Source organism: Streptomyces sp. NPDC060049 (assembly GCF_042736715.1).
Taxonomy (GTDB): domain Bacteria; phylum Actinomycetota; class Actinomycetes; order Streptomycetales; family Streptomycetaceae; genus Streptomyces.
On record NZ_JBHWVV010000007.1, the window covers coordinates 414,913 to 437,212 of the forward strand.

The following is a 22,300-nucleotide window of genomic DNA, read 5'->3' on the forward strand; positions in this document are numbered from 1 at the left end:
GCCGGGTGACCGCACGCCACGAATCCCCCAGGGGCCCGTCCCGCGGCTCGCCGCCCGTACGCGTCTCCGTCGACAGGGACGTCTGCATCGGGGCAGGCCAGTGCGCCCTGACGGCGCCCGGCGTGTTCACGCAGGACGACGACGGCCTGGGTGCCCTGCTGCCGGGGCGCGAGGACGGCGGCGGCAGCCCGCTGCTGCGGGAGGCCGCTCGCGCGTGCCCGGTGTCGGCGATCACGGTCGAGGAGGGACGGGAGGCCGAGAGCCCGCGGAGCTGAGCCCCCCGAAGGCCCGCCGCCCCGGGCCGGCCGGTCGGCGTCCCTACGCGGCGGGCGCGGCCGGCAGCGCCCCGGCCGCTTCCCGCTCCAGCGCCAGCGCGGCGTCCACCAGCTCCGCGCACGCGTGGAAGAGGTCCCGGCGTCCGGCGGCGTCCGCCTCCGGGTCCGCCGTGCGGGCCAGCTCCGCGAGGCGCGACCACTGCCGGCCGGACTCGCGGAAGAGACCGGCCGCTCCCGCGTGTCCGGCGAGGTCGAGGAAGTCCGCGTACAGCGGCCGGGTGGCGCCCGGGGAGGTCCATTCCTCCTCGAGGCAGGCGTGCAGTCTGCCCGTTCCCAGGGCGAAGGCCTCCGGGGTGGCGAACCGGCGCTCCCAGCCCGTCCTGGTCGTGGTGTCGCGCAGCTGCGCGGCGAACTTCTCCATGCCGGAGAAGCCGAAGTTGACGTCGAAGTGGTTGCCCAGGACGGGCCCGGTGAGGCGCGAGACGGTGGCGGCGATCGCGGCGTCGAGGTCCGGTTCGCCGGCGGGCTTGCCGGTGGTCACCACCATCTGGTGGCGGCCCTTCTTGTGGCCCGACCAGGCGGCTGCGAACTCCTCACGGCCGATCGCGTACGGGGCGTCGGCCCCGCCCGCCCCGTCCTCGACGTAGTAGGTGTCGCCCTCGTAGCCCACCACGACCACCACGTAGGGGTCCGCGGCGGCCAGTTCGGCCATCGGGGCGGGCCGGTGCCAGGGCAGGGCGGACCGGTCGACGGTGCAGAAGACCGGGGCGCCCGCGTCGAGCGCGGCCTCGACCCGGTTCCAGCGCGGCTTGGAGCTGCGCGTGGCCTCGTACGGGATGTGCAGGCGGCCGAGGGCGACCTGGACCCAGGGGTCGGGGTGCGCCTGGGCGACGATCGTCGGCATCGGGGGCCGGCCGGCGTACTCGAACACGAAGTACATGAAGCCGATGCCGCCCGCCAGGCCGGCGACCAGCGCCTCGTCGTGCACGCTGCCGAGCGCGTGCCGGATCAGCGAGGCCTCACGGTGGCGTCCGGGAGCGAAGTCTTCATATACGAGCGCAGTCATGCGGTCAGCGTAGCCGCGCCGCGGACCGCCGGCCGCGACGGGACTTCCTGTACAGTTGTCCAGGAAGTCGGAAGGACCGGCCTCCGCTCCACCCCGCACCCAGGGAGGTGGCCGTGCAGACGGTCGCGACGATCCTCATCGGCCTCGTGGCCGTGCTCCACGCGTACATCCTGGTCCTGGAGATGTTCCTGTGGCAGCGGCCGCCCGGCCGGGCACTGTCCGGCTTCGACGCCGACACCGCGCGCCTGACCGCTCCGCTCGCCGCCAACCAGGGCCTCTACAACGGCTTCCTCGCCGCCGGCCTGGTCTGGTCGCTCGTCATCGACTCGCTCGCCACTCAGGTGTTCTTCCTCGTCTGCGTGATCGTCGCCGGGGTGTACGGTGCCGCGACCGCCAACCGCCGGATCCTGATCGCCCAGGCCCTGCCCGGCGCCCTCGCCCTGGGCGCGGCGCTGCTCGCCGCGTGACGGTCGGCCGGACGGACGGGCAGCCGCCCGCCGGCTCCGACTCCGGTCCCCGAACGGGCCCCCGGACCGATCCCCGCACTGCCCGCACCAAGGCGCGACTGCGCGAGAGCCTCCTCGCGGAGTGCGCGGAGAGGCCGCTCGACGAGGTCGGCGTCTCGGCGGTGGTGCGCCGGGCGGGCATCGGCCGCGCCACCTTCTACCTGCACTACGAGGACCTCACCGCGCTCGCGGTGGACGCGTGCGCCGACGTCGTGCACGCGGCCGTGGACGCCCTGCACGCCTGGCAGAACGATCCCTCGGCGCTGCCCCCGGTCCGCCCGCCGGGCGCCCTGGCCGCCTTCCTCGCCGGGGCGGCCGAGCGGTCCCCGCTCTACCGCGCCCTGCTCCTGCCGGGCGGCGGGGGCCCGCTCGGCGAGCGTCTGTACCGGGAGCTGCGCGCCCGCAGCCGGGCCGAGCGCGCGGCGGTGGGCGCGCCGCGCCCCGATCTGGTCGCCTCGGCGGTGGCCGCCACCTTCACCGCCGTGCTCGCGGACTGGCTGCACGGCGACCTCCCGGCGGACCTGGCGGAGCCGGCCGAGCTGGCGGAGCGGATCTGGCCGCTCCTCGTCGCCCTGCACCGGGCGGGGTAGGCCCACGCCCCGGCCGGGCGGCGCCGGTGGTCAGGTCTGCTCCGCGCCGAGGCCGGTCTCGCCCATGACCCGGGCGACCGTGTCCTCCAGGGAGTTTTCGGCGCCGACGACGCTCTCCCAGTCCCCGGGCAGCAGGTCGAGCGGCCGGTACCACTCCCGCATCTCCGCCTCGCCGTACTCGCCGGCATGGGGCTTGCCCGCGTGCCGGCGCAGGGTCTCCTCGAAGGGCACGTCGAGGTAGTAGAAGTGCGTGGGCCCCCGGTGGGCCCGGCGCAGGGCGTCGAGCATGGGGCCGTAGCGGTCCGCGTAGAGGATCCCCTCCACGATCACGTGGAAGCCGTGGTCCAGCGCGTAGCGGGCCACGCTGCCGATGAGCCCGATGTTCGCCGCGCCGGGGGTGTCCCGCTCGCGCAGGACGACACGCCGCAGATTGTCCTGGCCCACGAGTGCGACGCCCCGGCCGTGGCGGTCGCGGATCGCCTCGGCGACCGAGGACTTGCCCGCGGCGGAGTTGCCGCGCAGCACGATCAACCGGGTGTCCGGTGTGCCCGTCATCATCCGGCCCACGCTACCGGCCGGGCCGCCCGTGCGTGAGCCCCGCCGGACCAACCGGCGGGGCTCACGGTCACGGCCGGGCTCGTGAAGCGGCGCTAGAGGGCGACCACCCGCTCCGCCTGGGGGCCCTTCGGCCCCTGGGTGACCTCGTACTCGACCTTCGCGCCCTCGGCCAGCTCCTTGAAGCCGGTCGTCTGGATGGCGGAGAAGTGCACGAACACGTCGGGTCCGCCGTCGTCCTGCTGGATGAAGCCGAACCCCTTCTCAGAGTTGAACCACTTCACGGTGCCAGTTGCCATCTGTACTGATCCTTCACGACGTTCCACCGGCCGCACACGCGGCCGGACCCGATCCTGCCCATTGATCGGCCCGAGCACACGCCAAGCACCGCCAACCGGGGTGCTTCCGGCTATTCGAACTTTTCTCCGCCCCGTCCACGGAACGGGGGACCAGGCCCTGCGGGCAGGCGCTTCGAGGGGTTCGGATCAGGCGGCGGCGTCCGCGGCGGCGGGGCGCGGCCGCGGTGCTGGCGCGAGGGCTCGCCGAGGTCCGCGGACCCGGCAGCCCAGGCAGTCGGCGTGGCCGGCGTGCGCGACGGTGTCGCGGACCCGCCAGTCCCACTGGTCCGCGGGGCGGGGCCCGCTCGGCTTGCCCCAGCCGGCGAGGTGCAGCACCCACGTGGCGAGCCCCGCCAGGACGACGACCGCGAGCCCGATCCAGACGCCGGGGATCCACGAGGCGCACACGGCCGCTCCCGCGGCCGTGCAGCCCACCAACGCGAGTGCGGTGCCGGTCCAGCCGGCCACGGTGTGGCCGAGGTCTACGTGGCCGTGAGCGCTCATCGCTTCTCCCCTGGTTCAGTAGGCTCGGAAGGCGGTCTCTTACGGAGAAAGCCATTTATCTCACGAGCTAAGTAACTTAGATGCTAAGGAGTAATCGCGTGCAGGGCAAGCCCCGCCCCGCGGCCACGGTCCAGGAGGCGCTGGCGCGCATGGACCGGTACGTCGCCCTCGGCGTCATCGGGCAACAGGAGGTGGCGCAGCTGCTGGGGCTGAACGTCACCGACCTGACCTGCCTGGGCCACATCCTCGGCGCCGGGGACGACCCGCTCGGCGCGGGCGACCTCGCCGAGCTCACCAACCTCACGACCGGGGCCGTGACCGGGGTGCTCAACCGCCTGGAGCGCGCCGGATACGCACGCCGGCGGCCCGACCCCGCCGACCGGCGCCGGGTGCGGGTGGTTGCCGACCCCGAGGCCGCCGCCCGGGTCTTCGCCGTCTACGAGCCCTTCTACGCACGGCTCGGCGCGGTGTTCGCCGAGTACTCCCCGGACGAGGTCGCCGTCATCGCCGACTGGTTCGGGAGGGCGACGGCCGAGGTCACCGCCCATCTGGAATGGGTAAGGGCCTCGGAACTCGGGCCCGTGGCTCCTTAGCCCCGATGGTAAAATTTGTCTTTTCGCGATTTTCACGTCGCACTCTCGAACGTCTTGTACGTCTCACGGAAGGTTCTGCATGAAGAACCCGTCGGCTCATGGGCGCTTCGGCATCAAGGCCGGAGCCAAGGCAGGCCCCAGGGGCGGTGCGAAGGGCGGCGGCAAGACCCCCCGGACCCTCGGCCCCCAGGGCGAGTACTCCATGCCCCGTACGACCACGCCGGCGCTGGCGCCGGTGGAGTCCTTCGCGGAGCTCGGCCTGCCCCCTGAGCTGGTGAAGACGATGGCCGACCAGGGGCTGGCGAAGCCCTTCCCCATCCAGGCGGCAACCCTCCCCAACTCCCTCGCGGGCCGCGACATCCTCGGCCGCGGCCGCACCGGCTCCGGCAAGACGCTCGCGTTCGGCCTCGCCATGCTCGCCCGCACGGCGGGACAGCAGGCGGATCCGAAGCGGCCGCTCGCGCTGGTCCTCGTACCGACGCGGGAGCTGGCGCAGCAGGTGACGGAGGCCCTGGCCCCGTACGCGCAGGCCCTGAAGCTCCGCGTCGCCACGGTCGTCGGCGGCCTGTCGATCGGCAAGCAGTCGGGCGCGCTGCGCACCGGCGCCGAGATCGTGGTGGCCACCCCGGGGCGGCTCAGCGACCTGATCGGCCGGCGTGACGTCCACCTCGAGCGCGTGAAGATCGTGGTGCTCGACGAGGCCGACCAGATGTGCGACATGGGCTTCATGCCGCAGGTCACCGAGATCCTCGACCAGGTGCACCACGCCGGCCAGCGGATGCTGTTCTCGGCCACCCTGGACCGCAACGTCGACCAGCTGGTCCAGCGGTACCTGAAGGACCCGGTCGGGCACTCCGTGGACCCGCAGTCGGCGTCGGTGTCCACCATGGACCACCACGTGCTGCACATCCACGCCGCCGACAAGGTCTCGGCCGCGACCGAGATCGCGGCGCGCGAGGGCCGCGTCCTGATGTTCCTGGACACCAAGCACGGCGTCGACCAGTTCGTGAAGCACCTGCGGGCCATGGGCGTCAGGGCGGAGGGGCTGCACAGCGGCAAGTCGCAGCCGCAGCGCACCCGGACCCTGGGGCAGTTCAAGGACGGCCTCCTCAACGTCCTGGTCGCGACCAACGTCGCCGCGCGCGGCATCCACATCGAGGACCTCGACCTCGTGGTCAACGTGGACCCGCCCGCCGACAGCAAGGACTACCTGCACCGGGGCGGCCGCACGGCGCGTGCCGGCGAGTCGGGCAAGGTCGTCACCCTGGTCACCCCCAACCAGCGGCGCGACATGGTCCGGCTGATGGCCGATGCCAAGATCCGGCCCTCCATCACCCAGGTCCGCTCCGGCGAGGCGGCGCTGAGCCGGATCACCGGTGCGAAGGCCCCCTCCGGGGTCCCGCTGGCCGGCGCCGCCGCCACCGACGCCAAGGGCCGGCCCTCCGGCTCGGAGCTCGGCTTCCGCGGGATCGGGACCCGTCCCGGGCGGACCGGGAAGGGCAAGGAGTCCCGCAAGACCATCGAGGCACGGCAGGCCGCCGAGGCCCGCGCGGCGGCGCGGGTGCGGCGGGGCACGAAGTAGCCGCATCGGCCGCGGCCTCAGGCGGCGGTCACGGCCCGGCCGGGAACGGCTGGTGCCGGTCCCTTTCAGGGGACCGGCACTTCGCGGGTCACGTCGTACGGGACCCGCGCCGCGGCCTCACCAGGTGACGGCGGCCCGCCGCAGCAGCCGCTGGGCCGCCGCGTTGCGCACGCGCCGGGTACGGGCGGCGTCGGCGAGCAGCCGCAGGGCCTCCTCCGCGTGCAGTGACTGCGCGGCCGTGCGCTGACACCAGTCGGAGGCGGCGAGGAGCTCCGCCCCGGACCAGGACTCGCCGCCCGTGATGGCCTTCAGCAGGGTCCACTCCCACAGCCGGCGGGCTGCGAAGGCGTGGTCGCCTATGGCCGCGCCCATGGCCCGCGCCCAGGCGGGGAAGGTCTCGTCGCCCAGCAGCCGCGCCGCCCGGCGGTCCAGGTGCGTGACGACCGCGCTCTCGGCCATGACCGGATCCGGGTCGCGCAGCACGGCCTTCACGGCCTCGGCCTCCGCGGGCTCGCCGGACGCTGCGGCCAGGGATTCCAGGTGCCGGGCGTAGCGCCAGTGCTCGGGCGGCACGCTCGCCGCGGTCGTCCCCTCGGCTTCGTTCACCTGGCTGCCCCCTGCTGACGTATCCGGTACTGGCTTCTCCCCATACGGCCATTCCACACGACACCGGTGGACCGCCGGTGGTCAGGGTCTCCCGAGCGTTCCGCCGGTCCGCCCGTTCCGCGCCGTCGGACCCGGCATCCCGTCAGGGTCGTGCCAGCATCAGGGCTTCCGCGCCGACCGGCCGGTACCCGGCGGCCTGGAACGCGCGGATGCTGCGCGCGTTGCCCGCGGCCTGCTGGGACCAGAGCGGCGCCCCGTCCGGAACCAGGTGGCGGGCGGCGCGGGCCAGCTCCCGGCCGAGCCCACGGTGGCGAGCGTCCTCGGCCACCTCGACGGCCGTCTCCCAGCGGCCCGCGACGCCCCGGCCGAGTACCACCACTCCCCCGCCGGTGGGCGTCGCCCAGACCCGTACGCCGTCACGGCGCCCCCGGGCCCTGCGGACCCGGGGATGGTCGGGGTCGTCCACCTCCCGGAGCTCCAGGGCCGGATCTCCCGGCAGTGGGTCGGCGACGGTGAGCAGGTCGGTGGTGTCGTGTGCCCGGCCGGTGCGGTCCAGGAGCGCGCCGAGGAAGCGCGGGTTCATGGAGGCGGCGAGGCCGTCGCAGTCGATGGCGGCGAGGGTGGCCCGTATCCAGTCGGGATCCTCGTCCGTGAAGATCACGGAGTGCGCGGTGAAGGCGAGTACGCCCGCGTCGCGGGGGCTCGGCTGCGGGACGACGGTGGTGGAGCCGTCGGGCGCCGGGAAGCGTCCGGCGGCGGCTTCGTCCAGGATGTCGGCGAGACGCACGGGGATCACACCTGCCCGGAGCGGAGGGACTCGGCGGCACGGTGGCGCTGGAGGGACATGTCGGCACTCCTGATCAAGGGACTCCGACCATGATCACAGAGGGCGCGCCGGCAGCCGCCGGGAGGGGGCTGGAGAAACCGGAGCACCGTCCGCCGAAGCCCCGCGCCGGCAGCCGCCGGGAGGGGGCTGGCGGGACCGGAGCACCGTCCGCCGAAGCCTTTCGGGCGTAGATATCCGCAGGTCGCAGGGGATGGTCGGCGCGTCCGGCCTCAGACCCCGGTTTCGTGCGTCTCGTAGCCGCCGGAGCCCTGTTCGTTCTCGTGGCCCTGCTCCGGCAGCGGCGCGCCGGTCTCCAGGAGGGTTTTCAGGCTGGACGCGAGCATGGGCCAGGCCCGGCCGCACATGCCGATCAGGGTGCCGCCCGGTTCGAAGTCCTCGTGGAGGATGGTCAGCCGGGCGAGCGTATCGCCGACCGGCTCGATCTCGTACGTCACCTTCGTGCGCCGCTCGCGCGCCAGTCGGGCCCGCAGTTCCTCGTCGACGCCGGCGGAGTTCGCCCACCGGGGGGTGAAGGTGTGCCACGTGTAGGAGAGCCGCCGGTGCGGTACGCACTCCAGGACCACCTGCTCCGGATCGCTGGTCCGCACGCCGCGCTCCACCCAGTCCATGGTCGATCCCACCCGCCAGTCGGTCTCGAACTCGAGCCCCCAGTAGCGGCGGGTGAACGCGGGCTCGGTCAGGGCCTGCCACACCCGTTCGGGGTCGGCCTGGACGTACACGGTGTAGGTGAACTTCTCGCTCATCCCCCCATGCTGCGGGACCGCAGCCCTCGGACGGGGGATTGAGTCACCAGCGACAGCCCTCCGCCGGGAGTTCCGTGGGCGGGGTGCGGGGCGGCGCGGGGAGCGAGAGGCGGGTTCGGGCGGCGTCGACGGCGGCGAGTTCCCCGTGGCCGGCCGGGCCCCAGTCGCTGAGTTCGCGGACCTGCTCGGGCGTGGCCAGCAGTCGGGCGTACGCCGGATCGGGGGTCGGGGGCAGGGACGTGAGCCGTGCGGCGGTGCGCGGATGGGCTCCCCCGTCGGCGTGCCGGTAGCCGAGCGGGAGCTCGCGGGTGGTGGGTCCGGCCGTCGGGGGCGGGAGGTGGGCCGTGCCGGTGGCCCGGTCGACGAGCAGCAGGACGCGCCCGTCCGGGGCGAAGAGCCAGCCCGCGCGGCCCCGCGACGGCAGGGCGGCGGGCGCCGGGCCGGCGTGCCAGGTGCCGTGCTGCCGCACGCGCGGGCCGCGCAGAACGCCGAGCCGGTCCAGGGCGGTCGGCGCGGTGGGACGGCCGTCTTCCAGCAGGGCGGCGCCGCCGCCGTTGATCCGCGCCCGCAGCGCGGAGAGGGCTCGGCGGGCGTCGCCCGCGTCCATCAGGGAGGGCAGCTCGGCCGGCTCGACGAAGTCGATCCCGGTGACCTCCTGCGCGGGGAGGCGGACGGACTCGATCCGCTCCCGGGTCCAGGTGCCGCCGTCGAAGACGTGCAGGATCTCGCCGGGGAACCGCATCCCGGGCGGGATGCCGGGCGTGTCCGCCGGGATCCAGTCGACGGCGAGGCCGCGCGGGTACCGTCCTTCGACTCCGAGCTCTTCGTACATCTCGCGGGCGGCCGCCGCGGCCGGCGCCTCCCCCGCGTCCACGGCGCCGCCGGGCAGCATCCGGTCGGGGCGGTAGTCGACGCTCTGGACGAGGACGCGCCCGTCGGCGTCGGTGACCAGGACGACCGCGCCGGTCCAGAGTGCGGCGCGCGAGGCTCCGTACTCCTCCGGGGTCATCCACGTTCCCGGCTCCGGGCGGTCGGGGCGGTCCGGACGGCCTCGGTCGGATCCCTTGGGGTCCTGTCCTGATGCGGCCGGTCCCGACCCGCCCGCGTCCTCGGCCAGGTTCTCGTCGGTCAGCTGCGGCATCGGACTCCGTTCACCGTAGGGGTGTCCACCGTGGGTGGACCCGCCGCCTGTGCAACAGCCCGCACGTCTCCGGGGTTACGGAGATCACTCTTGCCGTCTTTGCCCCCGCTATGGCTCCTTATTACCTGGTTACACGGATCTTGCTACGGTCCGGGAGCGGACTGGCGGCCTGAAAACCTCCGGTCCGACCACGTCACCGGAGCGAGGAGACCCCGGCATGCGGCGCGGACCCCGTACGGGCACCAGGACGGCCACCGGCGAGCGGTGGACCGAGCCGGGCGTCCCGGGAGGGGCCGGATGCGGCGCCGCGGTCCTCGGATCCGGTGGGCTGTACGCCGCCCGGCCGCCGGCCGGCGAGGACGTCGCCGCGGGCACCACGGTGCGCGGCGTGCGGAATTGCCTCCACCACCCTTGAGGGTGAGGGCGTGCGGGGGTCTGCACGTTCGTGGGGCAGGGTGGGCGGATGGAGTTGCGCCGGGGACTGCGGGTGCCCTTGAACGTTGCCGCGCTGATCCTTGCCGTGTCGGCCTTGACGGCCGTGACGGCGGGGTGCGTGACCGTGCGGCCGGTCGGGCCGGGAGCGGGTTCGGGGTCGGACGCGCGGCCGGGGGCCGCCGAGGCGACGGGCGGGCCGACGGGAGTGTGGCCGGGCGTACGGGCCGCGCTGCCCGACCCGGTGTCCGAGGCCCAGCCGTTGGGGACGTTGCCCGGGGCCCCTTCGTCGACTCCCGCGCCCGGCCCGGGAGTCGGTACGGCCTCCGCCGAACCCGCCCCCGCCGCCCGCGAGCGGAGCAGGGCCGAGCCGGTCGCACCCCGGGGCGGGCCGGAGCGGCCCCGCCGGGCCAAGCCGGGACGGCCCGCCGCCGCTCCCCGGGTCCCGGCGCCGGCCGCGAAGGCCCGTGGGTCCCGGCCCGCGCCGAAGCGTACGTACGACATGGCGCCGCTGTGCGCGGCGGCGCGCGGGAGGGTGGACCCGGCCATCGTCGCGCTGTGTCACTGACCGCGCGGCGCTGCGGGGCGCGGGAGGCTCGATCGGCCGCGCGCGTCGAACCGGGCGAGCGGACCGGGACGTACCGGCTGGGTCTCGAGGACCTCGTCGTGGACGACGACGGCCGCAGCCTGATCTCCACGAAGGACTACGCGGTCGCCCTGGTCGACGAGGTCGAGCGCGACGCGCACGGGGGCAAGCGGTTCACGATCGGCTACTGACCCGGGCTCCCGGCACCGCTTAATTCGCTGGTCCGGCCGCGTGGCCCCTACGTACAGTGACGGGGCACGCCGTCGTCGAGCAGGAGCGGACCATGCGCACCCACTATCCCCGGACCCCGCACCTCCCGTGGTCCCCGGGCGCGAGCTCCGACGACGTGCGGACCACCCGGCTCGACGGGCTGGCCGGCCGGGAGGTCGTGGTCACCGAGAAACTGGACGGGGAGAACACCACCCTGTACGCCGACGGTCTCCACGCGCGCTCGCTCGACTCCGGCCACCACCCTTCGCGGGCGTGGGTCAAGGGTCTGCAGAGCCGCATCGGGGCGGGCATCCCGGCCGGTTGGCGGGTCTGCGGGGAAAACGTGTACGCCCGTCATTCCCTCGCGTACGAGCAACTCGACTCGTGGTTCTACGGGTTCTCCGTGTGGGACGGCGATCACTGTCTGGACTGGGACCGGACGGCGCGCTTCCTGCGCGACCTCGGCGTGCCGGGACCGCGGGTGCTCTGGCGGGGCGTCTTCGACGAGCGCGCGCTGCGCGCACTGAAGCTGGACACGGCGCGCCAGGAAGGCTACGTCGTGCGCACGGCGGCGGGCTTCGAGCGCGCCGACTTCGGCCGGTACGTGGCCAAGTGGGTGCGGGGCGGCCATGTCGCGACGGACACGCACTGGATGTACGAGCGGGTGGTGGCGAACGGCCTCGGACCGGCGGCCGCCCTGTGGGACGTACGGTCGGGCGCGGAGCCCGATGTGGCGGGCCTGCTCGGCGCTCTGGGGTTCGACGCGGTCGGGGAACCGGGCGCGGCGGGCGCAGCCGTAGCGGCGGCGAGCGAGGTCGCATCGGGGGGCGCGGCCGAGAAGGTGGGCGCCGAAGTGGCGGGCAGGATCGACGGGTTGGAGGCGCGCCGGTCAGGGGAGGACCGGCTGGCCGGAGTACTCGCGGGCGTCCTGCACGGCGCACCCCGGGCCCGGATCGCGGCGCGGCTCGCGACGGGGCCGCTCGGGATGGCGACGGCGCGGAGGGTCGCGGACCTGGTCGGTCTGTACCCGGCGTTGCGCAGGCCCTTCCCCTACCCGGACGCGGAGCGGCGGGCCGGCCTGGTCCGGATGGCGGAGGCAGCCGACCTGGGGGTTCTGCACGCGCTGGCGGGGGCGGCCCCGGCCGGCTCCGGGGCGCGGGCCGCCGAGGTGCGCGAGTACGTCGAGTGGTCCGCGCTGCACGCCGAGGAGGCGGGACTGCTCGGGCCGGCGCCGCTGGAACCCCTGCGAGCCGGGCTGCGCGACGCCCTCGCCGGCGCGCCGACATCCGACGGTGACGCGTCCGACCGCTGCTGGGCGCAGGCGCGCGAGGCCTACGGACTGGGGAAGTTGACGACCGCCGAGGAGGCGGTGGCGGCCACCTGGAGGTGGCGGGACGGCTCGTCCTACCCGCGCCTGGTACAGCTCTGCGGACCCTCCGGCAGCGGGAAGAGCACGTTCGCCCGGAACCTGCCCGGGGTGGAGGCGTACATCGCTCTGGACGACTTGCGCGCGGCGCGGGGTGCGCGTGCGGACCAGCGGGACAACGCGGACGTGCTCCGCGAGGGCTTGGACCGGCTGGACTCGGCGCTGGCCGCCGCCGCACCCCGCGGCGGCACGGTGGTCTGGGACGCCACTTCCCTGACCGGGCGGCAGCGCGGGCAGGCCGGAGCGGTCGCCCGGAGGCGCGACGCGCTGGTCACCCACGCCGTGGTCCTCGTCGGGGAGGCGGAGCTGCTGCGCCGCAATGCCGTGCGCGCCCATCCCGTACCGGCCGGGGTGCTGGAATCGCAGCTGCTCCGCTTCGCTCCGCCGTATCCCGGCGAGGCGCACCGCACCTGGTACATCGGGGCGGACGGAACCGTCGAGGACACGGCGGGCACGATCGGTACGACAGCGCCGACCGCGGGCACGACGGCGGCGGGGACGACCCGGGGCGGGGACCACTGATGCGCACCAGCGAGGAGCTCTACCACCAGGTCCGCTGGGACCCCCGTTTCGATCCGGCGCGCTTCACCCTCGGGCTGCTCCAGCGCGGCGCCGCACCGAAGCGGGTCCCGCTGCCGTCGTTCGTGCCCGGCGGCGACATCCCGTGGCACCGGGTGCTGTTCGTGGAGGCGGACGGCGTCCTGGTGTGGGACCGGGCCACCGGCGTCGACATCATCGACAGCGCCGCGGCCGGGCGGGTCCGCGACCCGAGACTGCTGCGGGCGCCCCTCTTCACCGCCCGGACACCGTACGCGTGGGACGCGGCGGCCGCCGGCGGCACGTGGCTGCCCGCGCCCGAGGCCGGATCCGCCGGCGCCGGTCCGGCGCGGGTCCGGCTGCTGACCTGGAACACGCTGTGGGACCGGTACGACGCCCCGCACATCGCCACCGCGCTGCGCAGACCGCTGCTGCTGGCCGACCTGGCGGCCGCCGACGCCGATGTGATCGCGCTCCAGGAGGTGGAGCGCGAGCTGCTCGGGATGCTGCTCGCCGAGCCGTGGGTGCGGGCCGGGTACACCGTCGCCGCCGATCCCGGTGGGCGGGAGGTCGCCGACAGCGGCCTGCTGGTGCTGAGCCGGCTCCCGGTGCGTGAGGCGGGCGTGCACGTCCTGGGCCCGCACAAGGCGGTCCTCGCGGTCACGGTGGACACCGCGGGCGGGCCGCTGGTGGTCGCCGTCACGCACCTGACGAGCGATCACACCGAGGGCGGGGCGCAGCGGCGTGCTGTCGAACTGACGCGGATAGCAGAGGGTTTGGCGGGGATCGAGGCGGCCGATGTGGCGCTGCTCGGCGACTTCAACGACGGCCGCTCGGGGGTCGGGGGGCCGGCGGCGGCGCTGGGGATGCGAGACGCGTGGAACGAGGTCCACGGGCCGGCCGACGCGACGCCGACCTTCGATCCGGTCGCCAATCCCCTGGCCGCGGTCGGATCGCTGTCGGGACGTGCGGCACGGCTGGACCGGATCCTGCTGCGGTCGGCGGCGGCCCGGGTGACGGGAGCCGGGCTGCGCGGCGACTCGCCCTCCCCGGAAGGCCTGTTCGTGTCCGACCACTACGGGGTCGAGGCCGCGCTGGACTTCGGCCCGGTGGACGCCGACGGACACGCGGCGACCCTGGACGTACGGTCCACGGCGCGGACGGCGGTGGCGTGGACACCGCCGCACGACGCGGCGGTTGAGGCGGTGCGCCGGGAGCTCGACCCGCAAGCGGAACGCTGGCCGGCGCACGTGAACCTGCTGTTCGGCTTCGTACCCGAGTCCTCCTTCGAGCAGGCCCTGCCGCTGCTGTCCCAAGTGGCCGCGCAAACGGCGCCGTTCACGGCGCGGCTGGAGGGCGTGCACAGCTTCGACGCGACCCTGTGGCTGGACCCGGCGGCGGCGGGCGACGCCCCGTGGCAGGAGCTGCGGCAGGCGCTGGCCCTGCGGTTCCCCGGGTGCCGGGGCCGGGCCGATGGCTTCACCCCGCACCTGACCCTGGGCCGCAGTGCGGACCCGCGCCGGGCGGAGCGGGAACTCACCGCGCGGCTCGGCGCCGGCCGATCGGCCCGCGTCGGCACGCTGACCGTCCTCTCGCGCCGCGGCGACGGGCCGATGCGGGTCAGGGCCACGGTGGAACTCGGCACGGGCGAGGTGAACCGGGCTCCGGAGCCCGCCGGGCAGGTCCGGCCCGTCGGGAAAGCGCCGCGGGGAGCGAGCGCGCGGCCCGCGGGTGCCGCCACGGACACGGCGGCCGCGGTCGTGGCGCGGATCGCGGCGGCGCTGCCGGAAGCGGTCGTGCACGTGGCCGGATCGCGGCGGATGGGCTGCGCCCTGCCGGAGGCGGACCTGGACCTGGTGGCGGCGGTGCCGGGGACCACCGGCATCGGTGAGGTACGGGCGCGGGTGGCCTCGGCGTTCCCGGAGGCGGAACGGCTCCGGGAGGTCACGGGCGCGCGGGTGCCGGGCCTGCGGCTGCGCGTGGCAGGACTGGACGTGGACCTGGTCGTGGTCGCCACCGGGCAGGTCCCGCCGCGCCGGGCGGTCGAGCGCCGCGCGGAGCTCGGCGAGCCGGCCGCGGTGGCACTGAGCGCGGTGAGCGACGCGGACGCGGTACGGGCCTTCGTGGGCCCGGAGCACGCCGCGTTCGCCCGGCTCGCGCGCGAGGCCAAGGCCTGGGCCCGCACCCGCGGCCTGGACTCGGCCCCCTTCGGCGGTCTGCCCGGCCTGGCCTGGGCGGTCCTCGCGGCCCGCACGGTCCGCACCGCGGGCGACCGCTCCCCCGGCCCACTGCTCCGCGAGTTCTTCGCCACCTGGGCCGCGTGGGACTGGCGCGCGCCGGTGGCCTTGGCGCCGGCACCGCACGCGGGCACCGCGACCGGGCCGGCACCGCAGGCGAAGGCCGGTCCACAGGCCGCCCCCGGTAGGGACCCCGGACCGGCCGGCGGGGCGGTTCACGGAGCGGCGGGGCTCGGCGGCGGGGCCGTCACCGTCCTCACGCCCTCCGCTCCGGTGCGTACGTGCACCGCCCAAGTCGGCGCCGGCATGCGTGACCTGCTGGGGCGCGAACTGTACGCCGCGTGGGAAGCCCTGGAGGACGGCGGCGGAGCGGACGCCCTCGCCGGCGCCCCGCCCCTTCACCGCCGGCACGCCGCCTGGGCCGTGGTCACGGTGACCGGGGCCCGTCCCACCGACTTCGAGGAGAATCTCGGACGGATGCGCGGCCGCCTCCGCGCCCTGCTCGGCGCGTTGTCCCAGGCGGGTTTCGAGGACGTGCACGCCTGGCCCCGCCCGTTCGAGCGGACCGCGACCCTGGCCCGCTTCGCGATCGGCCTCGGCGCCGATCCGCCGGACGCGCGGACCCTCACGGCCCTCACGGCCTCCTGGTCGGCGACGCTCCCGGGCACACAGGTGGCCGGGGCCGACTGCGGCGACGTTCCCGACCTGCCCTGACATCCGGCACCTCAGCGCCCGAAGTCCCGGCGCGGCCTTCACGATCCGCGCCCTCACCCTCCCCGCGCCACCCCTCCCATGCCGACAAGTAACGAACACATGGGCTGCCCGGAGCGCACGACGGACCCGACTCTCCGAACGTACCGAAGTTCCCGACCCACGCGCCGTCCCACCGCAGCGGGCACGGCGGGACGGAGCGGTCAGAGCCCTAGTAGAGTCCTGCGAAGTTTTTTCGTCAACACTTTTCACAAGGATTGAAGAAACTCCAAGTTCACAGGCTTGATGCGTGGTTGACACCTCAGTGGATCTTCAGTTCATGAACGCTCAAACCCTTGACGGCCTCCTCCCCGGGCAGTTCACTCACGCTTCGATCCCCCCGGGATCCACGACGTCAGGAGTCCCCCCGCATGCCCCTGCTCTCCGATCACCCGCCACGCCCCTCGCGGCTGACCGTCGCCACTCTCGCGGCCGCGCTGGTCGCGGCCCTCCTCGTGCTCCTCCCGAGCACCGCCGCCACCGCGGCGCCCACACTCCTCTCGCAGGGCAAGTCCGTCACCGTCTCCTCGATCGAGGGCGCCGGCACCCCCGGCTCCGCGGCCGTGGACGGCAACGACGGCACGCGCTGGTCGAGCCAGTTCGCCGATCCGCAGTGGATACAGGTCGACCTCGGCGCCCCCGCCCAGCTGAGCCAGGTCGTCCTGCGCTGGGAGGCGGCCGCCGCGAAGGCGTACCGCGTCGAGCTGTCCACGGACGGCACCAACTGGTCCACGGCCTACTCGACGGCCAACGGCACCGGCGGCGTCCAGACCCACGACATCACCGGCACCGCCCGCTACGTCCGCGTGTACGGCACCCAGCGCACCACCGGATACGGCTACTCGCTCTGGGAGTTCCAGGTGTACGGGACCACCGGCACCGGTCCGACCCTCCCCGGCGGCGGCGACCTCGGACCCAACGTGATCGTCTTCGATCCCTCCACGCCGAACATCCAGGCCAAGCTGGACCAGGTCTTCGCCCAGCAGGAGTCGGCCCAGTTCGGGTCCGGCCGCTACCAGTTCCTCTTCAAGCCGGGCACCTACAACGGCCTCAACGCCCAGATCGGCTTCTACACTTCCATCTCCGGCCTCGGACTGAACCCCGACGACACCACCATCAACGGCGACGTGACCGTCGACGCCGGCTGGTTCGGCGGCAACGCCACCCAGAACTTCTGGCGTTCGGCGGAGAACCTCGCCCTCAACCCGGTCAACGGCACCGACCGCTGGGCCGTCTCGCAGGCGGCTCCCTTCCGCCGGATGCACGTCAAGGGCGGCCTCAACCTCGCCCCGAACGGCTACGGCTGGGCCTCGGGCGGCTACATCGCCGACTCGAAGATCGACGGCCAGGTCGGCAACTACTCGCAGCAGCAGTGGTACACCCGGGACAGCTCCATCGGCAGCTGGTCCAACAGCGTCTGGAACCAGGTCTTCTCCGGCACCGTGGGAGCCCCCGCGCAGAGCTTCCCGGAGCCGCGCTACACCACGCTCGACACCACCCCGGTCTCCCGGGAGAAGCCTTTCCTCTACCTGGACGGATCCGAGTACAAGGTGTTCGTCCCGGCCAAGCGCGTGAACGCGCGCGGCACTTCGTGGGGCAACGGCACCCCGCAGGGCACCTCGATCCCGCTCAGCCAGTTCTACGTCGTCAAGCCGGGCACGAGCGCCGCGACGATGAACCAGGCACTGGCCCAGGGCCTGCACCTGCTCTTCACCCCGGGCGTCTACCACGTCGACCAGACCGTGCGGGTCAACCGCGCCGACACGGTCGTCCTGGGCCTCGGCCTCGCCACCCTCATCCCCGACAACGGGGTGACGGCCATGAAGGTCGCCGACGTCGACGGCGTGAAGCTCGCGGGGTTCCTGATCGACGCGGGCCAGGTCAACTCCCCCACCCTGCTGGAGGTCGGCCCGGCCGGCACCACGACGGACCACGCGGCGAACCCGACCACCGTCCAGGACGTCTTCATCCGGGTCGGCGGCGCCGGCGCGGGCAAGGCGACGGCAGGCATGGTGATCAACAACCACGACACGATCGTCGACCACACCTGGATCTGGCGCGCCGACCACGGCGACGGGGTGGGCTGGGAGACCAACCGCTCCGACTACGGGTTCCGCGTCAACGGTGACGACGTACTGGCCACCGGCCTGTTCGTCGAACACTTCAACAAGTACGACGTGGAATGGAACGGCGAGCGCGGCCGGACGATCTTCTTCCAGAACGAGAAGGCCTACGACGCCCCCAACCAGGCCGCCATCCAGAACGGTTCGATCAAGGGCTACGCGGCCTACAAGGTGGCCGACTCGGTCAACACCCACGAGGGCTGGGGCCTGGGCAGCTACTGCTACTACAACGTGGACCCGACGATCCGTCAGGACCACGGTTTCCAGGTCCCGGTGAAGCCCGGCGTGAGGTTCCACGACCTCCTCGTCGTCTCGCTGGGCGGCAACGGCCAGTACGAGCACGTCATCAACAGCACGGGTGCGCCGACGTCGGGGACGTCGACCGTCCCGTCCACCGTCGTCTCCTTCCCCTGATCTACCCCTGACCCCCGGATCGCGGGGCGGCCGCCGGCCGCCCCGCGTTTTCCGGGACACCCGAGAGAGCGCTCTCCCACCTCTCCGGGCCCTCAACAACCACCCGAACCCCCAAGAACACCAACCGAAGGAGCCGCAGCATCATGAATCTCCGACCGCGGGCCCTGTCCGCCTCACTGGTTTCGGCGGCCATCGCCGTGACCGCGGCCGCCGGCCTCGGCGCCACCGCGCTCACCGCGCAGGCCGCGCCCGACTCCGGAGCCGTCCACCTGGGCATGGACCACTCCGCCGCGGCCCCGCTCGCGTCGGGAGACGACCCCGACGGTGACGGCTACATCCCGGCCGTGCCGCAGGTGACCGGCGTGACCCCGTCCTGGAACAATCCGCCGGACCGCTACTTCCACGAGTTCCAGGCCAACTGCGCGGTCAGCAAGACCGCCCCGGACGACCCGATCGTCTACGCCGGCCGGCCGGGTGCCTCGCACGACCACACCTTCATGGGCAACACCACCACGAACGCCTTCAGCACCACCGCCTCGCTGAGCGGCGGCGGTACCGCGTGCAACGCGGTCGGCGACCTCTCCGGCTACTGGATGCCGACGCTCTACAACGGCAACCAGAAGGTCCTGCCCACCGGTCCGCAGGTCATCTACTACAAGACGGGCGTCACCGACTACACGAGCGTGCGCCCGTTCCCCAAGGGCCTGCGCTTCGTCGTCGGCAGCCCGACCCAGACCGCGGCCGAGTTCCGCGGCCACCGGGGCTGGGTCGAGGGCTGGGAGTGCGGTGACAGCTTCAAGAACACGGAGTTCCCGGCCCACTGCCCGTCAGGCACTCAGCTCAACATCCGCATGCAGTCGCCCAGTTGCTGGGACGGGAAGCACCTGGACACCCCTGACCACAAGGCGCACATGGCCTATCCGGTCGTGAAGCCGGGCAACAACGACAACGTCTGCCCGGCCGACCACCCGGTCGCGGTGCCGATGGTCGAGTTCAAGATGGCCTTCCCGGTCAGCGGCGACATGTCGCAGGTCAGGCTGTCGAGCGGATCCGGCCACTCCTTCCACTACGACTTCTTCAACGCGTGGGACGACCGGACGCTGAACGCCCTCGTCGAGCACTGCATCAAGGGCGGCCTCCAGTGCAACGCCCGCGGCTACGACGAGACCCACCCCGGCGCGGGCGCCGTGCTCGGCCCCGACTACCGCCTCCCGTAGGGGGATTGGCCGCACCCGCACCCTCCCCCGCACACCCGGTTCCGCACCCCGCCCTTCCCAGGACGGGAGCGGGTTCCCGAACGACGGCTGGGGCGGATGCGCGTGCACCGCGCAGCTCCCTGTTCCACTTCGGCCGTCTACGCCCGATCCCGGGACCCCACCTCCGCACATCCCGCGCGCCGCCCGTACCTCACCCGGGCGGCGCGCGGTTTCGCATGTCCCGGCGCGCGGTCGGCGTCCGCCGACGGCCGGCGGGCTCAGACCTCCAGAACGATCTTCCCCGCGGTGTGTCCGGCCTGGCTGAGTTCGAAGGCGGCCGGCAGTTCGGCGAGCGGGAAGGTCTCGGCGACGGTGACGGTGAGCGCTCCGGCGTCGGCGAGCCGGCCCAGCTCGGCGAGGTCGGCGCCGATGGGCCGCACCCACATCCACTGGCCACCGGCGCCGAGGACGGTGTGGTCGGCGATGGAGGCGTGCCGGCCTCCTTCGGCCAGTACCGCGAGGGTGGTCTCGAGGACGTCGCCGACGAAGTCGGCGACGACGGTGACGCCGTCGGGAGCCAGCTCCCGGACCCGGCCGGCGAGGCCGTCCCCGTACTCGACGGGTTCGCAGCCGAGCTCGCGCAGCCGGTCGTGGTTGCGTGCGGAGGCGGTGCCGATGACACGGGCGCCGAGCGCGCGGGCGATCTGTACGCCGAGGCTGCCGACGCCGCCCGCGGCGCCGTGCACGAGGACGGTGTCGTCCTTGCCGGTGGCGAGGCGGGTGAGCACCTGGTAGGCGGTGAGGCCGGCCAGCGGCAGTCCCGCGGCCTGCTGCCAGCTCAGGGAGGCGGGCTTGGCCGCGAGGGCCCGCACGGGGACGGTCACGAACTCGGCGAAGGTGCCGCCGTGCACGTAGTCCTTGCGGGCGTAGGCGATGACCTCGTCACCTGCCGTGAACTCCGGGGCGTCGATGCCGGCGTACTCCACGGTGCCGGCCACGTCCCAGCCGGGTACGACGGGGTAGACGACGTCCATGAGCGCGTCGAGTCCGCCCGCCATGATCTTCCAGTCGACGGGGTTGACGGAGGCGCACCGCACCCGCACGAGCACTTCGCCGGGCCCGACCTTGGGCCGGGGCTGCCGGGTCTCGGAGAGCACCTCCACTCCGCCGTAGGTGTCGTAGGTCATCGCCCGCATGGTGCCCTCTTGGTCTTCGGACATGCGCCTCGCCTCTCCGTGAGCCGGTCAGATGTCCCCCTGCCCATCCCACCACGAAGAGCCGCGCCCGCCCCGGGAGGAGGTGCGGGCGCGGCGCGGCGGAAGGTTCCGGTCGGAGGGGGCGTACCGGCCCCAACCGGGTACTTGCCCGTCTCGCTTGGTCCCGACTTATTTTAGAACGTGAGTTAAGTCCTGTGAAAGGGTCGCGCCAAGGGGTCGCTCAAGGGTATGTTGCGATCGACGTCAGGGCGGAAGGAGCCACATGACCACGGGGCGCAGTGGACGTACGGTGCGGGACCTGCGAAGGGGCAACCGCAGCGCAGTGCTGCAGCAGTTGTACTTCGGCGGGCCGATGAGCCGGCAGGAGCTCGGTCCCGCCACCGGCCTGAGCTCCGGATCGGTCAGCAACGTGGTCGGCGAACTGGTCGCGGACGGACTCCTGGAGGAGGCCGGCGTCGTCGACTCCGACGGTGGCCGCCCCCGCACGCTGCTGCGGATCGCTCCGGACAGCGCGCACATGATCGGCGTCGACGTCGGCGAAACCAGGGTCAGGGTCGAGCTGTTCGACCTCACCCTCACCGAACTCGCACGCACCGAGCTCCCCTTGCAGCCGCGCGGCTGCTACGACGTCGGCCCGATCGTCGACCACGTACGGACCGGGATCGCCACCGTGCTCGCCGAGGCGGGGATCGGCCCGGACCGGCTCCTCGGCGTCGGGATCGGCGTACCGGGCATCGTGGACCGCGACGCGCCGGGCGGAACCGTCGTCCACGGGCAGACCATCGGCTGGGACGCCGTCCCCTTGGAGGCGCTGCTGCGGGAGACGGGAGCCGTGCCGCAGGAGGTCCCGTACATCATCGACAACGGGGCGCGCACGCTCGGCCAGGCGGAGATGTGGTTCGGCGCCGGACGCGGCGCGCGGGACGCCGTGGTCGTGCTCTTCGGTTCCGGCGTCGGCGCGAGTCTGATCACCGACGGCTCACCGGACGGCGGCGCCACCGAGGGAGCCCCGCTCGAATGGGGCCACCTGACGGTCCAGGTCCGCGGCCGGCGCTGCCGGTGCGGGGCGCTGGGCTGCCTGGAGGCGTACACGGGGGCCGAGTCGCTGCTGGAACGGTGGGCGGAGCTCGGGGGCGGCGTGGAGGCGGTCGCGGGGAACGAGGAGGACGCCCTGGCCGCGCTGCTGGCGGCGGCGGGCAGCGGCGACGCCGTCGCCCTGGACGTCCTGGACGAGACGGCCGAGTACCTGGGCGCGGGCCTGTCCGACGTGATCAACCTGTTCCACCCGGAGCGGATCCTGATCGGCGGCTGGGCGGGCCTGATGCTGGGCCCGCACATCCTCGAAGCGGTACGGGAACACGCGACGCGCTACTCGCTGCGCCACCCGGCCGCCCGGGTCACCATCGACATGGGCTCGCTGGGCCCGGACGCGGTCACGGTCGGCGCGGCCACCCTCCCCCTGGCGGCCTTCTTCGCCAGGGGCGGCCGCCGCACCCCGCCGGAAGCCCCGCAGGAGGCCCCGGGCTGGCAGACGGCCCTCGAGGTCCGCGGCGGGTCGGCGGCGAGCCGCAGGGGGTAGCCGCAGGGGATAGCCGCAGGGGGTAGCCGCCGAGCAGCGTAAAGGGGGCCGGACCCAGCCCAGCGGGACGGCCGGGCGGGGCAGGGAGCTCCGGACGCGGCGGCCGGGCCGGGGCACCGGCGGGCGGAGGCCGGGAGCCGGGACTCCGGACGCGGCGGCCCGGCCGTGGCACCGGCGGGCGGAGGCCGGGAGCCGGGACTCCGGACGCGGCGGCCCGGCCGTGGCACCGGCGGGCGGTGGGCGGGGG

General features: G+C 74.1%; 22 protein-coding genes. 13 read left to right on the plus strand and 9 right to left on the minus strand.

The window, feature by feature from the left end:
* Nucleotides 1-5: 5 nt before the first annotated feature.
* A complete protein-coding gene (locus tag ACFWBY_RS16380) occupies nt 6-275 on the plus strand; it encodes a ferredoxin (protein WP_385335188.1) in 270 nt (89 codons plus the stop codon).
* Nucleotides 276-318: 43 nt separating this feature from the next.
* On the opposite strand, the gene ACFWBY_RS16385 is transcribed toward ACFWBY_RS16380, so the two are convergent.
* Nucleotides 319-1,341, minus strand: coding sequence for a BtrH N-terminal domain-containing protein (locus tag ACFWBY_RS16385; protein WP_385335186.1), 1,023 nt, complete (start codon nt 1,339-1,341; stop codon nt 319-321).
* A gap of 113 nt (nt 1,342-1,454) precedes the next feature.
* Here ACFWBY_RS16385 and ACFWBY_RS16390 point away from each other — a divergent pair, with 113 nt between their 5' ends.
* The gene (locus ACFWBY_RS16390; RefSeq protein WP_385335184.1) at nt 1,455-1,808 is read left to right on the plus strand and encodes a DUF1304 domain-containing protein; all 354 of its coding nucleotides are present in this window, start codon (nt 1,455-1,457) and stop codon (nt 1,806-1,808) included.
* 98 nt (nt 1,809-1,906) lie between these two features.
* Nucleotides 1,907-2,437 (plus strand): TetR family transcriptional regulator, encoded by a 531-nt coding sequence (locus ACFWBY_RS16395; protein WP_385335310.1) that lies wholly within the window; start codon nt 1,907-1,909, stop codon nt 2,435-2,437.
* Between the two features lie 30 nt (nt 2,438-2,467).
* On the opposite strand, the gene ACFWBY_RS16400 is transcribed toward ACFWBY_RS16395, so the two are convergent.
* The 3 genes from ACFWBY_RS16400 to ACFWBY_RS16410 form a co-directional block, all read right to left on the minus strand.
* Nucleotides 2,468-2,992 carry an AAA family ATPase gene (locus ACFWBY_RS16400; protein WP_385335308.1) on the minus strand — a complete coding sequence of 175 codons (525 nt, stop codon included), beginning with the start codon at nt 2,990-2,992 and terminating at the stop codon, nt 2,468-2,470.
* 95 nt (nt 2,993-3,087) lie between these two features.
* The gene (locus ACFWBY_RS16405) at nt 3,088-3,291 is read right to left on the minus strand and encodes a cold-shock protein (protein ID WP_214951732.1); all 204 of its coding nucleotides are present in this window, start codon (nt 3,289-3,291) and stop codon (nt 3,088-3,090) included.
* A gap of 186 nt (nt 3,292-3,477) precedes the next feature.
* Nucleotides 3,478-3,834, minus strand: a complete 357-nt coding sequence (locus ACFWBY_RS16410; protein ID WP_385335182.1) for an HGxxPAAW family protein — start codon at nt 3,832-3,834, stop codon at nt 3,478-3,480.
* A 98-nt stretch (nt 3,835-3,932) separates the two neighbouring features.
* Between ACFWBY_RS16410 and ACFWBY_RS16415 the strand changes: the two genes are divergently transcribed.
* A complete protein-coding gene (locus ACFWBY_RS16415; RefSeq protein WP_385335180.1) occupies nt 3,933-4,427 on the plus strand; it encodes a MarR family transcriptional regulator in 495 nt (164 codons plus the stop codon).
* Nucleotides 4,428-4,506: 79 nt separating this feature from the next.
* The gene (locus ACFWBY_RS16420; RefSeq protein ID WP_385335178.1) at nt 4,507-6,009 is read left to right on the plus strand and encodes a DEAD/DEAH box helicase; all 1,503 of its coding nucleotides are present in this window, start codon (nt 4,507-4,509) and stop codon (nt 6,007-6,009) included.
* A gap of 117 nt (nt 6,010-6,126) precedes the next feature.
* Here ACFWBY_RS16420 and ACFWBY_RS16425 read toward each other — a convergent pair whose 3' ends face one another.
* The 4 genes from ACFWBY_RS16425 to ACFWBY_RS16440 all read right to left on the minus strand — a co-directional run bounded on the left by ACFWBY_RS16425 (nt 6,127) and on the right by ACFWBY_RS16440 (nt 9,346).
* Complete coding sequence (locus ACFWBY_RS16425) at nt 6,127-6,615, minus strand: hypothetical protein (RefSeq protein WP_385335176.1); 489 nt, start codon at nt 6,613-6,615, stop codon at nt 6,127-6,129.
* 142 nt (nt 6,616-6,757) lie between these two features.
* Nucleotides 6,758-7,402 (minus strand): GNAT family N-acetyltransferase, encoded by a 645-nt coding sequence (locus ACFWBY_RS16430; RefSeq protein WP_385335174.1) that lies wholly within the window; start codon nt 7,400-7,402, stop codon nt 6,758-6,760.
* Between the two features lie 269 nt (nt 7,403-7,671).
* A complete protein-coding gene (locus ACFWBY_RS16435) occupies nt 7,672-8,205 on the minus strand; it encodes an SRPBCC family protein (protein ID WP_385335172.1) in 534 nt (177 codons plus the stop codon).
* 43 nt (nt 8,206-8,248) lie between these two features.
* On the minus strand, nt 8,249-9,346 hold the full coding sequence (locus ACFWBY_RS16440) for an NUDIX domain-containing protein (protein WP_385335170.1): 1,098 nt from the start codon (nt 9,344-9,346) through the stop codon (nt 8,249-8,251).
* A 217-nt stretch (nt 9,347-9,563) separates the two neighbouring features.
* On the opposite strand from ACFWBY_RS16440, the gene ACFWBY_RS16445 reads away from it, so the two are divergent.
* From ACFWBY_RS16445 to ACFWBY_RS16475, 7 genes are all read left to right on the plus strand, one after another.
* Nucleotides 9,564-9,761 carry a hypothetical protein gene (locus ACFWBY_RS16445; RefSeq protein ID WP_385335168.1) on the plus strand — a complete coding sequence of 66 codons (198 nt, stop codon included), beginning with the start codon at nt 9,564-9,566 and terminating at the stop codon, nt 9,759-9,761.
* 48 nt (nt 9,762-9,809) lie between these two features.
* Nucleotides 9,810-10,346, plus strand: a complete 537-nt coding sequence (locus ACFWBY_RS16450; RefSeq protein WP_385335166.1) for a hypothetical protein — start codon at nt 9,810-9,812, stop codon at nt 10,344-10,346.
* Complete coding sequence (locus tag ACFWBY_RS16455; protein ID WP_385335164.1) at nt 10,337-10,555, plus strand: hypothetical protein; 219 nt, start codon at nt 10,337-10,339, stop codon at nt 10,553-10,555. The genes ACFWBY_RS16450 and ACFWBY_RS16455 overlap by 10 nt, the downstream gene beginning before the upstream one ends.
* 92 nt (nt 10,556-10,647) lie before the next feature.
* Nucleotides 10,648-12,522 carry an RNA ligase family protein gene (locus ACFWBY_RS16460; RefSeq protein WP_385335306.1) on the plus strand — a complete coding sequence of 625 codons (1,875 nt, stop codon included), beginning with the start codon at nt 10,648-10,650 and terminating at the stop codon, nt 12,520-12,522.
* Nucleotides 12,522-15,488: a poly(A) polymerase gene (locus tag ACFWBY_RS16465; RefSeq protein ID WP_385335162.1), complete on the plus strand. Its 2,967-nt coding sequence runs from the start codon at nt 12,522-12,524 to the stop codon at nt 15,486-15,488. The genes ACFWBY_RS16460 and ACFWBY_RS16465 overlap by 1 nt, the downstream gene beginning before the upstream one ends.
* A 407-nt stretch (nt 15,489-15,895) precedes the next feature.
* Nucleotides 15,896-18,061 carry a discoidin domain-containing protein gene (locus tag ACFWBY_RS16470; RefSeq protein ID WP_385335160.1) on the plus strand — a complete coding sequence of 722 codons (2,166 nt, stop codon included), beginning with the start codon at nt 15,896-15,898 and terminating at the stop codon, nt 18,059-18,061.
* Nucleotides 18,062-18,204: 143 nt separating this feature from the next.
* Complete coding sequence (locus tag ACFWBY_RS16475; RefSeq protein WP_385335158.1) at nt 18,205-19,278, plus strand: DUF1996 domain-containing protein; 1,074 nt, start codon at nt 18,205-18,207, stop codon at nt 19,276-19,278.
* Nucleotides 19,279-19,535: 257 nt separating this feature from the next.
* Here the strand turns inward: ACFWBY_RS16475 and ACFWBY_RS16480 are convergent, their stop codons facing one another.
* Nucleotides 19,536-20,453 (minus strand): NADP-dependent oxidoreductase, encoded by a 918-nt coding sequence (locus ACFWBY_RS16480; RefSeq protein ID WP_385335304.1) that lies wholly within the window; start codon nt 20,451-20,453, stop codon nt 19,536-19,538.
* Nucleotides 20,454-20,736: 283 nt separating this feature from the next.
* Here ACFWBY_RS16480 and ACFWBY_RS16485 point away from each other — a divergent pair, with 283 nt between their 5' ends.
* The gene (locus ACFWBY_RS16485) at nt 20,737-22,053 is read left to right on the plus strand and encodes an ROK family protein (RefSeq protein WP_385335156.1); all 1,317 of its coding nucleotides are present in this window, start codon (nt 20,737-20,739) and stop codon (nt 22,051-22,053) included.
* Nucleotides 22,054-22,300 lie beyond the last annotated feature (247 nt).

What these genes read in the sequence shown, in the direction of transcription:
- ACFWBY_RS16405 (WP_214951732.1), bottom strand. Translation starts at nt 3,291, where the DNA reads ATGGCAACTGGCACCGTGAAGTGGTTCAACTCTGAGAAGGGGTTCGGC.
- ACFWBY_RS16440 (WP_385335170.1), bottom strand. Translation starts at nt 9,346, where the DNA reads ATGCCGCAGCTGACCGACGAGAACCTGGCCGAGGACGCGGGCGGGTCG.
- ACFWBY_RS16470 (WP_385335160.1), top strand. Translation starts at nt 15,896, where the DNA reads ATGCCCCTGCTCTCCGATCACCCGCCACGCCCCTCGCGGCTGACCGTC.
- ACFWBY_RS16410 (WP_385335182.1), bottom strand. Translation starts at nt 3,834, where the DNA reads ATGAGCGCTCACGGCCACGTAGACCTCGGCCACACCGTGGCCGGCTGG.
- ACFWBY_RS16485 (WP_385335156.1), top strand. Translation starts at nt 20,737, where the DNA reads ATGACCACGGGGCGCAGTGGACGTACGGTGCGGGACCTGCGAAGGGGC.
- ACFWBY_RS16460 (WP_385335306.1), top strand. Translation starts at nt 10,648, where the DNA reads ATGCGCACCCACTATCCCCGGACCCCGCACCTCCCGTGGTCCCCGGGC.
- ACFWBY_RS16435 (WP_385335172.1), bottom strand. Translation starts at nt 8,205, where the DNA reads ATGAGCGAGAAGTTCACCTACACCGTGTACGTCCAGGCCGACCCCGAA.
- ACFWBY_RS16450 (WP_385335166.1), top strand. Translation starts at nt 9,810, where the DNA reads ATGGAGTTGCGCCGGGGACTGCGGGTGCCCTTGAACGTTGCCGCGCTG.
- ACFWBY_RS16465 (WP_385335162.1), top strand. Translation starts at nt 12,522, where the DNA reads ATGCGCACCAGCGAGGAGCTCTACCACCAGGTCCGCTGGGACCCCCGT.
- ACFWBY_RS16480 (WP_385335304.1), bottom strand. Translation starts at nt 20,453, where the DNA reads ATGCGGGCGATGACCTACGACACCTACGGCGGAGTGGAGGTGCTCTCC.
- ACFWBY_RS16385 (WP_385335186.1), bottom strand. Translation starts at nt 1,341, where the DNA reads ATGACTGCGCTCGTATATGAAGACTTCGCTCCCGGACGCCACCGTGAG.
- ACFWBY_RS16475 (WP_385335158.1), top strand. Translation starts at nt 18,205, where the DNA reads ATGAATCTCCGACCGCGGGCCCTGTCCGCCTCACTGGTTTCGGCGGCC.
- ACFWBY_RS16400 (WP_385335308.1), bottom strand. Translation starts at nt 2,992, where the DNA reads ATGACGGGCACACCGGACACCCGGTTGATCGTGCTGCGCGGCAACTCC.
- ACFWBY_RS16420 (WP_385335178.1), top strand. Translation starts at nt 4,507, where the DNA reads ATGAAGAACCCGTCGGCTCATGGGCGCTTCGGCATCAAGGCCGGAGCC.
- ACFWBY_RS16445 (WP_385335168.1), top strand. Translation starts at nt 9,564, where the DNA reads ATGCGGCGCGGACCCCGTACGGGCACCAGGACGGCCACCGGCGAGCGG.